We start from the raw sequence: 9848 nt of genomic DNA on the forward strand, positions 1-9848 counted from the left end.
TAAATATAGCAATGATTTGCTTAACCCTCAGCCGTGGTTTGCACATCAACTAAACCGGATTTTTGCCCCCACCACACCAGTCCTACCAGCAATTGGCGCTTGTCATCCACAAAAGCCGGTTTTTTGCCTTCAAAAAGATGTCCTGCAAACTGAAAGCCCCAGCCTACGGTAAACATCGGCACAGCAAGGGGCAGTCCAATAATCGTGGCGCCGATGGGTAGTGATGCTGCAATTAGGGGAATACCAATTTTATGACAAAATTGGTTGCGGGGATTCTGGTGATCAGCCTTGTAGCTTTTGAGCAGGCGGGTCCATTCTGCATTGAGGGTAATTTTCATGCTTGATGCTCCATCAGGATTATTTGTTCAATAGCTTATAGCTTGCCATCTACTTGACACTATCAACTAGGCGACAATCTTTTACTGGCTAGCAATCTTTCGTATGATTAAAGTATGGGTTTAATCTGGCAAGACAATGATATGACCGTAGCGCCTGATATCAGTGCATATGAGATGCAGCAGCTTCAGCAAGGCCAGTGGTTTCATTCGCTGCCAGCGCATGTTCAGCAGCAGTTACTAAGCCATGCCAAAATTAAACATCTCACCGCCCAGCAATATTTGTTTTATCGTAATGATGCCTTTGATGGCCTGTATTGTGTGCTGGAAGGGGCCTTGCGGATTAATAGCCATAATGAGCAAGGCAAGGAAGCATTGCTGGCAGTGATTGAACCCTGTAACTGGTTTGGCGAAATTGCCTTGATTGATGGTTTGCCACGTACCCATGATGCGGTGGCCGAAAAACCCAGCAAGCTGCTATGGATACCGCCTGCTGCGCTGGAGCAGATGTTGCAGGATAATCCGCTCTGCTGGCGTTATATGGCGCAATTAAGTACCCAGAAAATCCGGTTTACCTTTGCTAGCCTTGAGGAAAATGCCTTATTTCCGGCCTTTAAACGATTGGTAAGCCGGTTGATTGTCATTGCTGAAGGCTATGGCGAGTTAAGCCAGAACAGCCGCCGGGTATTAAACTTACCGCAGGAGCAGTTGGCCAGCATGCTGGCAATCTCACGCCAGACCACCAACCAGATTTTAAAGCAGCTGGAAATGCAGCAACTCATCCGGGTGGACTATCGGGAAGTGGAAATTCTGGATTTAGCAGGCTTAAAACAGCTCAACCAGAAAATATAAAAGCCCGTCACTGGGACAGGCTTTCAGGGATATAAGCTTGCTAGAGTTTGCTAATACAAGTGAACAGTCATCTTAATAAACATCACGGCGATAACGACCAGCTAAAGTGAGTTGTTCCAGCGTTGCTTCGCCCAGAATCTGGATCAGAGCTTCATCTACCGCTGGGGCCATGCCATCAATACTGCCACACACATAAATGGATGCGCCCTGTTCTACCCATTGCTGCACCTGTTCTTTTTGCGCCAGCAGGCAGTGCTGCACATAGCGGCGTTCGGGCTGGTCACGCGAGAAGACCAGATCCAAAATATGCAGATGCTGGTTAATGTGCCATTGCTCCAGTTGCTGGGCAAAGAAATAGTCGCGCTCACGCTGGCGTTCACCAAAGATTAGCCAGTTACGGTTAAAGCCATGCAGGGCACGATATTTTAAAATACCCATCAGGCCAGCAATACCGGTGCCATTGCCAATCAAAATCACCGGACGGTTGTCATCGGGCGCATGGAAGCTTTCATTACTACGGATACGCAATAAAATATTCTGGCCTACCGCGGCATGGGCAGTGAGCCAGCCAGAACCCAAGCCCAAATTCAAGCTCAGGTCAGGGCCATTACCAGTTTTGTTCTGTCGTACGACCAGACTTAAATAGCCGTCCTGAGGCACGGACGCAATGGAATATTCACGCCAGGGAAGAGGTTGAAGTTGTTCAAGCCATTCCTGTACTCCAAATTTTTGCGGTATGCTGGCTGTTACATTGGAACTTAGGTTTAAGTAACGCAGCGCTTTAAATAGAGGCATCTGCTTGTCATGAAGTTGCACCTGACTTTCTGCATGCAGTTCATGCTTTGCCAAAAAGGCGGTAATAATGTCATCACTATTACCGGGCTGGATTTCTGCAATATCACCAGCATTCCATAAGGCATCGTGCTGGGCAACCAGACGGATTTCAAACGCTGGTTCACCCAGACTTCCAGAATTAAGCAACTCACGACTTTGGAGTTGCCATTCATCAAATACCTTGGTAATCACCATGCTATCAAGGCGGGTGTGCGTGACAAGGCTTAAAGCATCATGCCAGCGATTGAGGTCAGTATTGCTGCCATAGTTTACTTCAATACACTCAAAAAGCCGGTTGGCACTGCCATCCTCCAGCCATTGATCCAGTTGCTTGCCAAAGGCGCAGTAAGTAGCCTGATATTCCTTGTCGCCCAGTGCCAGCACTGCATAGCTAAGCTGGCTTAGATCAACAGGTTGCTGAAGATATTTTTTGGCAAAGGCCCGGGCATGATCCGGTGGCTCGCCTTGTCCATACGTACTTACTACAAACAGGGCAGTGGTGGCAGTTTTTAACTGGTCAATCCCAAGCTGATCCATACTGATCACCTGAGCAGGAATATTGGCCTGTTGCAGGCTTTGAGCTGTACGCCATGCCACTTGTTCGGCAAAGCCAGTCTGGCTGGCATAAATCACCAGCCACGGCGATTGGTCACTACCCGCAAGCGGTGACAATTGCTGGGCGGCAAGGGTAAGTTTCTTTTGATTGCGGCGCTTGAGATACAGCATCCATCCTGTAATAAAAAATAGCGGCATACTCAGGGCAGCCAGCATGGTCAGGAACTGCCAGACCGGCCCAAAGAAACTTCCCCGATGCACTGGCAAAATGCTGCTCATGATTTTTTCATTCAGGGCTTTGTCTTTATAAAAACTAAGCTCCTCAATTTTTCGCTGGGTCAGATTATATTTTAACGTATTACGCGCACGCTCATGCTGTGGCACGGTATCTACAAAAGACACTTCCAGCGTACTGCCTTTTTCTGGCAGGCGGAAGGTGGCTGTAGAGTAGCTTTTCACAGTCTGGCTAAACACCTGCCAGCCCTGATTTAATGCCTGATCAGGATTAACCTTAGACTTGCCGCGTGCATTGCTGTCTTGGCTACCACGGCCGCTTGCTGGTACACCATCCTGTTGCGCACGCATTGGGCGTTCGCCATTAGGTTTGCGTTGTTCGCCAGCTCCGGGTTCTCTTGGGCCGCCCGGTTGTCCGCCTTGTTGCCTGCTTTGTTGCTGACTTGATGGTTGCGGCGGTTCCACACCCATCACGTTATAAGCAGCAGTGCGATACCAATTATAAGACCAGGTTAAACCCGTCAATGCCAGCAGCAGGTAAAACACCAGTACCCACGTGCCAACAACAGCATGCAGATTCCATAAAAAACTGCGGCCTTTTAAATTCTTTTTAACCACCAGCCATTCACGGGCAGAGCTTTTTTTAGGCCAGCGTAAATATAGGCCACTAAAAATAAAATAAATCAGGATGATGGTACTAATGCCAGTAAGTTGCTTGCCAAATTCCCCCATGGTCAGGCGGCGGTGCAGGTCTTCAATAAAATGAAAAAATGCTTCGCTACTGGCTTCGGGCAGGCGCTCGGCGGTATAGGGATTGACATTATAAGTCTTGCCCCGGCGGCTACCCGGCGCGGCCACATTCACACTCGCAGCTTCGGTTTTTGAAGCCGCTACGGTCACGGCATTGATGGCCTGGTCAGGATACTGACGCTGATAGGCCGCGTAAAGCTGGGCAGGGCTGAGCATTGTACCCGGTTGGGCCTGTACCACAAAGCTGTCAGGATTGAGGATTTTTGTGATGGGTTCTTCATAGGAATAAATGGCACCGGTTACGCCCATAATGGCCAGAATCAGGCCTGCACTAATTCCAAAAAACCAGTGCAGCTGGAATAGAATTTTTTTTAGCATAACTTTTTAAACCTAATCATCGACAAATTCAGCAACCTAAAAATTAGGCAAATTATAGCGGAGTCAGTGAAAAATTTAACTGAGAATGATTAAAGTTTTCATTTATTTTTAAAAAATATTAAATATCAACGTAGAAGTTTAAAATCTTTAGAAAATGCATAAACAAAAGCCGACATAACAGTCGGCTTAAGTGCAATAACAAAAGGTTAGAGCAAACCAGATTCAGACTTACTTGGCTGGGCCAACAGTTTCGGTTAAATGCTTGCGAATAGTGTCAAACGAGAAGTTTTGTGAGTTCATGCGCTTGGGTAACACATGCGCACCCTGCTGGCCTTTCACCTTAAATGTTAAAAACAAAAAGTCCGGATGATCCTGCCATTCAGTCACATCTTTCCAGCTAATCATGCCACGACCTTCCTGTGCGCCCATGCGCTGAATCATGGTTAGGCCCTGTGGCTGAACGCCCATTTTAATGCCTTTAATGTCTTCAACCAGTTCTTCATTCAGTTTGCGTTTGACATACCATTCCAAGCCAAAACGCCGAATCAGCAGATATAGCACTACACCCACCAGCATCAACCAGAAAAGAATGGTTGAGTAATTCTTCACAAAAACCAGTCCAACAATGGCCAGCGCGACAATAACCCCCAGAATGATCCAGGTTTTTTGGCTAATGGTATTGGTACGACGCCAGATCGCCAGTTGGGCACTGCGCTGTTCAGCTTCAGACAGCTCAAACGGAACCGGCTGTAGCGTATAGGGATAGAGGCTTTTGGACATAATCAATAAAAATCTTTGTTTTGCAGAATATAGCTATAGTAGCCCAAAAGTGGTTTGATCTAAAGTCGGCAGTCACACGAATTCAATCTATAAAAAACGGAATTTCCCGCAAAAAATAGGGTTAAAAACAGTTTTAAAACTAACCAGAAAGTGCTATTAAATAATCTATCAGGATGAAAATGAAAATTGTGCCACTCACAAAAGCCAGTTGGTAAAAACAAGAGTTTTAGTGGCATCAGGGATGGGTCAGGGGAGTAAACATAATGTATCAATTCATTCGTATGGTGAGGATGGGTGCTGTTGTTCCATTGGCAGGCTTGAGCCTGTTTATTTATAAAGTGGCTCTACAGCCAGCGATTCACCAGTTTTATAAGCTGGAACCAGACATGCTGATGGTATATGGACTGGTGCTGGTGGCTGCGCTGGTACATGCAGTGCTGCTCAGCAGTGTGATGTTAAAATTTTATCAGGCATCGCTTGGCGTAGTTTGCAGCGTGATGAGTCTGGCAGTGCTGGCCTATTGCATCCAGATGGCATGGTTAAGTCCATTTGAGCATACGGTATTCTGGCTGGTGACATTTTGTGCGTATGGGGTGATCTGGACAGGAGTGCTGTGGTTTAGTCAACGGCTGGTGCAACGTGAGCAAGCGTTTGAAATGCATGCACATGCTACCGAGAGTACGGATAATTTCGGATTATCCGCCAAAAACAGGCCAAGCTAATTAATAGCGCTGCTGAATATGAGTCACTGTTTTTACTGAACAGCCTGCCCAGCCTAAGCCCTGATCAATAATCAACATTGGGTATTCACTGATAACTGCCTGCTTGCAGTTATCCTATTGTGGAGGGTTAGGAGTGCGTGTTCACGTTTTGCAGCATGTGGCATTTGAAGGCTTAGGCTGTATTGAGGACTGGATTGATTCCAGACAGGCGACTTTAAGTTTTACCCGATTTTTTTCGGCTCATGAAAACAGTCTGCCTGCCATTGAGGCATTTAACCTGCTGATTGTACTGGGCGGACCAATGAGCGTGAATGACCAGACCGAATATCCATGGCTGGCACAGGAAAAAATATTGATTCAGCACGCGATTGCTGCTCGCAAGCCAGTACTGGGCATTTGTCTGGGGGCACAATTAATTGCCTATAGCTTGGGTGCAACGGTTTATCGCAATAGCGTTAAGGAAATTGGCTGGTTTCCAGTTGAAGCTATTCCTGATTTACCTGAGCAGGCATTTAAATTTCCAGCACAGGCCACAGTATTTCACTGGCATGGTGAAACCTTTGACTTGCCTGACGGTACCATCCATTTGGCGAAAAGTGCAGGTTGCCTGCATCAGGCTTTTCAGTATCAGGATTATGTGATTGGTTTGCAATTCCATTTGGAAACCACAACAGATATAGCCGGGCAGATTGTGTTGCATTGCGCTGATGAGCTGGCCGAAGAGCTTTCAAAAGATCAGCTTTATATTCAGGATGAGACCCAAATTCTGACGCTGACCCCGCAATACAGCAAGGCAGTAAACGGCTTAATGATGAAAATTCTGGATTTTCTGGCACAAGATATTTGAAAGCTGGATGGCTTGTTTTTGCCTAAGCTTGGAAATTTACAACACGGATCACTACAAAATGCTGATTTTATAGCCGTGTTGTGCTGCAACTTTAGTCTTAATTTGATCAATAACACAACGCTATTAACAAGAATAAAGCTTAATTATTGATTTGGCCCACTAAAATAGAGTGCTTCCATCACGATTTGAGATGTACGCCCACTATGCTCAACAGGCCAGCTAACTCACGTCCTTATTCCATGCGCTGGATTGTGATTCTGGGTTTGCTTACGGCACTGGGGCCGCTGTCCATTGATATGTATTTACCGGCCTTGCCAGCGATGGCTAAAGACTTATCAGTGGATACGGCACAGGTGGCCAATAGCCTACCAGCCTATTTCTTTGGACTGGCATTAGGTCAGCTAATTTACGGTCCGGTGAGTGACCGCATTGGCCGCAAGTTTCCCCTATATTTTGGCTTAAGCCTGTTTGCACTGGCGAGTCTGGTTTGCATGATAGCCAGCAGTATTGATGTGCTGCTGATTGCACGTTTTTTTCAGGCACTGGGTGGCTGTGTGGGCGTAGTGATGGCGCGGGCAGCCATTCGTGATCGCCTGAGCATGGCAGAGTCAGCGCAAGCCTATTCCATGCTGATGCTGGTGATGGGCGCTGCACCCATTCTGGCGCCGATGCTAGGCAGTGCCTTGCTCATCTGGACCGGCTGGCATGGAATTTTTACTTTGCTGCTGCTTTGTGACCTAGCTTGTCTGTTGCTGATTCATTTTTATTTTGATGAAACCCTGCCTGTTGAATCACGGCGCAAGCTGAGTATTGGACAGGTGTTAAGCACTTATGCCGAGCTGCTAAAAGATCATCGTTTTCGAACACCCGCGCTGGCAGGCGGCCTGCTCGGTGCTACCATGTTTGCTTATATTAGTGCGTCATCTGAATTGTTTATTGATCACTTTGGGGTATCTGCCCAGCATTTTGCATGGATTTTTGGATTCAATGCCTTTGGCCTGATTGTACTGTCGCAACTCAATGCGCGGCTGGTCAAGCGGCTGGGTGTGTTACGCCTGTTGCACATTGGCGCCAGCATGCAAAGTTTCGGGGCGATATTCCTGTTGTGCCTAGCGTTGTCTGGCCATAGCACACTTACCACCAGCATGTTTGGCCTGTTTTTTGTCGTCTCTGGTGTTGGCTTAACCGGTGCTAATGCCACGGCCATTGCACTGGCTGAACAGGGTCAACGTGCAGGCATGGCCAGTGCCTTGATGGGTGCCTTGCAGTTTGGCTTTGGCCTATTGGCTGGCTTGGCACTATATATGCTGCCTTATGCCTTATCACTATCGATGAGCATTGTGATGGTGGTGTTAATTGTTACGGGCCTGACAGCCGTCTATGTGTTGCGCTGGCGTGAGCGCCGGGCCATGCCACCAACACCTCCCACAGGCGCCTGAACCCACTTGAAACCTTAAGAGATGCTCTATGGCGCATCAACCAGAATTTAACGGAACAATAAAATGGACTTTACTTTAAACGCCTATTACACCCTGATTTGTGCTGTAATTATTTTATTAATTGGTCAATATCTGGTGAAAAAAATCCGCTTTTTGCAGGATTTTAATATTCCCGAACCCGTTGCTGGCGGTCTGGTGGCTGCCATTATCCTGTTTGCGATTCATGCGCTGACTGGTTACCAGTTTAGTTTTCATAAAGACCTGCAAACCGCATTCATGCTGATTTTCTTTGCTTCGATTGGCTTGAGCGCCAACTTTGCCAAGTTAAAGGCTGGTGGCAAGGGCCTTATAATCTTTCTGGTCATTATTGCCGTGTTTATTTTAGTGCAGGACGTGGTGGGAATTGGTTTGGCAACGGCACTGGGGCTTGATCCACTCATTGGTCTGATCGCTGGTTCCATTACTCTGGTGGGTGGTCATGGCACAGCAGGGGCATGGGGGCAGGTGCTGGAGCAGGAATATGGCGTACAGGGTGCAGTGACACTGGGCATTGCTTGTGCCACCTTCGGCCTAGTGATTGGTGGACTGATAGGTGGCCCACTTGCACGGGCGCTTATTGCGCGTCATCATCTACATTTACCTGCACCACAGGCCACTAATAATTTACCGGTAACTGAAAACAGTGATGTGCTGAATTTTGAGCAACCGCAAAAGGAGCGCCTGATCACTGCCACCAACGCAGTTGAAACACTGGCACTGTTTGCTGCCTGTTTGGCCTTTGCTGACTATATGACCATTATTGCCAAGGGTACAGCGTTTGAGTTGCCAACCTTTGTCTGGGCACTGGGCGGCGGGGTTATTATTCGCAATGGGCTGGAATATATTTTCCGGGTCGATATGTTTGACCGTGCCATTGATGTGTTTGGCAGTGCGTCACTGTCGCTATTTTTGGCCATGGCCTTGCTGTCATTAAAACTGTGGGAGCTGGCTGGTTTGGCGGCACCCCTTATGATAATTCTGGCAGCGCAAACTGTGGTGATGGCGTTATATGCTTACTTCGTGACATTTTATGGCATGGGTCGTGATTATGATGCAGCCGTGCTGGCGGCTGGGCATTGTGGCTTTGGCATGGGGGCAACACCAACTGCCGTTGCCAATATGCAGGCCATTACCAATAAATACGGCCCATCCCACAAGGCTTTTTTGATTGTGCCTATGGTGGGTGCTTTTTTTATTGATTTGATTAATGCCGGGGTGATTCAGGTGTTTATCAAGTTTTTTGGATAGCTGGAAAGTTAGTATTAGATTTAAGCTAGACCAAGCGGTTAGTGAGAAAAGCTAAATGCTTGGTTTGGCAACATGTAGTGTTTTTAATAAATAAAAATTAACTGAATTTTTGATCTTCAAAAAAATCAATTAAATCTTTTACAGTATTAAGCTCATCTTTCTGAATTTTAATAATTATAGTGATAATACATACTGAAAGGTAATACCTAATTTGATTGAGATCTTTAATTTCAATATTTATGTTTCCTCCGTGAGCAATGCCACTTCTGTGGGAGTATAGACGCACTATCTGTGAGTAAATAAATTTTCGGCTTTCTATATCTTTGTCAGCAATTAAAAATGCAGTGTTCTCTGCTAAAGATTTAGTAATAGATTCTCTACCTGTGGTTAGTAATGCTTCAAGGCCTATTGCACAAAATAGAAAGCTTTCTCTGTTGTTTTGCGATCTTAGAGATGAGGACTGCCAGTTAATTGCTATTTTTAACTTGGCTAACAAATCATTTTCATTCAATTTTGAGTATAATGGAAAATTAAGTTCTTTAAACTTATTTCCAATATTGTTTCCATCAGATAAGTTCTTTTCAAGATTGAGATTTATAGTATAAATTATATCTTGAGATGGCGAGCTAATTTTATTAATATTGTAATTTACTATTAATGGTAAAGTATTCTCTTGATTTGGTATATTTAATTTAATATCAAATTTATTATTTAACCCGAATCGTGCTTAAGCCGATGATTCCTTAATTTGAATTGTTGGCTTATTTTGATGAGTGAGTTGATATGCACATAGTGAGGCGTAAATTCCACTCAGAAATCCATGAAGACTACGTGC

Annotated in this window: 9 protein-coding genes and 1 pseudogene; 5 read left to right on the forward strand and 5 right to left on the reverse strand. The window is 45.9% G+C overall.

Translation table 11 applies throughout. From position 1 onward, the window contains the following. Positions 1 to 20: 20 nt before the first annotated feature. Positions 21 to 338: a DUF962 domain-containing protein gene (locus tag E2B99_RS13945; RefSeq protein ID WP_134245873.1), complete on the reverse strand. Its 318-nt coding sequence runs from the start codon at positions 336 to 338 to the stop codon at positions 21 to 23. 114 nt (positions 339 to 452) lie between these two features. Between E2B99_RS13945 and E2B99_RS13950 the strand changes: the two genes are divergently transcribed. Beyond that, positions 453 to 1187, forward strand: coding sequence for a Crp/Fnr family transcriptional regulator (locus E2B99_RS13950; protein ID WP_240687846.1), 735 nt, complete (start codon positions 453 to 455; stop codon positions 1185 to 1187). A 72-nt stretch (positions 1188 to 1259) separates the two neighbouring features. Here E2B99_RS13950 and E2B99_RS13955 read toward each other — a convergent pair whose 3' ends face one another. Next, positions 1260 to 3938 carry a PepSY domain-containing protein gene (locus E2B99_RS13955; protein WP_134245875.1) on the reverse strand — a complete coding sequence of 893 codons (2679 nt, stop codon included), beginning with the start codon at positions 3936 to 3938 and terminating at the stop codon, positions 1260 to 1262. 228 nt (positions 3939 to 4166) lie between these two features. Continuing rightward, entirely contained in the window at positions 4167 to 4721 is a 555-nt protein-coding gene (locus E2B99_RS13960; protein WP_134245897.1) for an SdpI family protein, read from the reverse strand. Positions 4722 to 4981: 260 nt separating this feature from the next. On the opposite strand from E2B99_RS13960, the gene E2B99_RS13965 reads away from it, so the two are divergent. The 4 genes from E2B99_RS13965 (at position 4982) to gltS (ending at position 9013) form a co-directional block, all read left to right on the forward strand. Beyond that, positions 4982 to 5440 (forward strand): hypothetical protein, encoded by a 459-nt coding sequence (locus E2B99_RS13965; protein WP_134245876.1) that lies wholly within the window; start codon positions 4982 to 4984, stop codon positions 5438 to 5440. Positions 5441 to 5573: 133 nt separating this feature from the next. After that, positions 5574 to 6287, forward strand: a complete 714-nt coding sequence (locus E2B99_RS13970) for a type 1 glutamine amidotransferase (protein WP_134245878.1) — start codon at positions 5574 to 5576, stop codon at positions 6285 to 6287. 203 nt (positions 6288 to 6490) lie between these two features. Then, positions 6491 to 7726 carry a multidrug effflux MFS transporter gene (locus E2B99_RS13975; RefSeq protein ID WP_134245880.1) on the forward strand — a complete coding sequence of 412 codons (1236 nt, stop codon included), beginning with the start codon at positions 6491 to 6493 and terminating at the stop codon, positions 7724 to 7726. Between the two features lie 63 nt (positions 7727 to 7789). After that, entirely contained in the window at positions 7790 to 9013 is a 1224-nt protein-coding gene (gltS, locus tag E2B99_RS13980; protein ID WP_134245882.1) for a sodium/glutamate symporter, read from the forward strand. A gap of 97 nt (positions 9014 to 9110) precedes the next feature. Here gltS and E2B99_RS13985 read toward each other — a convergent pair whose 3' ends face one another. Both E2B99_RS13985 and E2B99_RS13990 read right to left on the reverse strand, forming a co-directional pair. Further along, on the reverse strand, positions 9111 to 9509 hold the full coding sequence (locus E2B99_RS13985; protein ID WP_166739061.1) for a HEPN domain-containing protein: 399 nt from the start codon (positions 9507 to 9509) through the stop codon (positions 9111 to 9113). 231 nt (positions 9510 to 9740) lie between these two features. Continuing rightward, a pseudogene (locus tag E2B99_RS13990) lies at positions 9741 to 9848 on the reverse strand (IS982 family transposase); the annotation flags it as partial.

It is taken from the genome of Alkanindiges illinoisensis (assembly GCF_004377485.1).
In the GTDB taxonomy this organism is placed as follows: domain Bacteria; phylum Pseudomonadota; class Gammaproteobacteria; order Pseudomonadales; family Moraxellaceae; genus Alkanindiges; species Alkanindiges illinoisensis_A.

Excerpts from the sequence above, each read along its gene's own strand:
- E2B99_RS13945 (WP_134245873.1), bottom strand. The coding sequence starts at position 338 with ATGAAAATTACCCTCAATGCAGAATGGACCCGCCTGCTCAAAAGCTAC.
- E2B99_RS13950 (WP_240687846.1), top strand. The coding sequence starts at position 453 with ATGGGTTTAATCTGGCAAGACAATGATATGACCGTAGCGCCTGATATC.
- E2B99_RS13955 (WP_134245875.1), bottom strand. The coding sequence starts at position 3,938 with ATGCTAAAAAAAATTCTATTCCAGCTGCACTGGTTTTTTGGAATTAGT.
- E2B99_RS13965 (WP_134245876.1), top strand. The coding sequence starts at position 4,982 with ATGTATCAATTCATTCGTATGGTGAGGATGGGTGCTGTTGTTCCATTG.
- E2B99_RS13975 (WP_134245880.1), top strand. The coding sequence starts at position 6,491 with ATGCTCAACAGGCCAGCTAACTCACGTCCTTATTCCATGCGCTGGATT.
- gltS (WP_134245882.1), top strand. The coding sequence starts at position 7,790 with ATGGACTTTACTTTAAACGCCTATTACACCCTGATTTGTGCTGTAATT.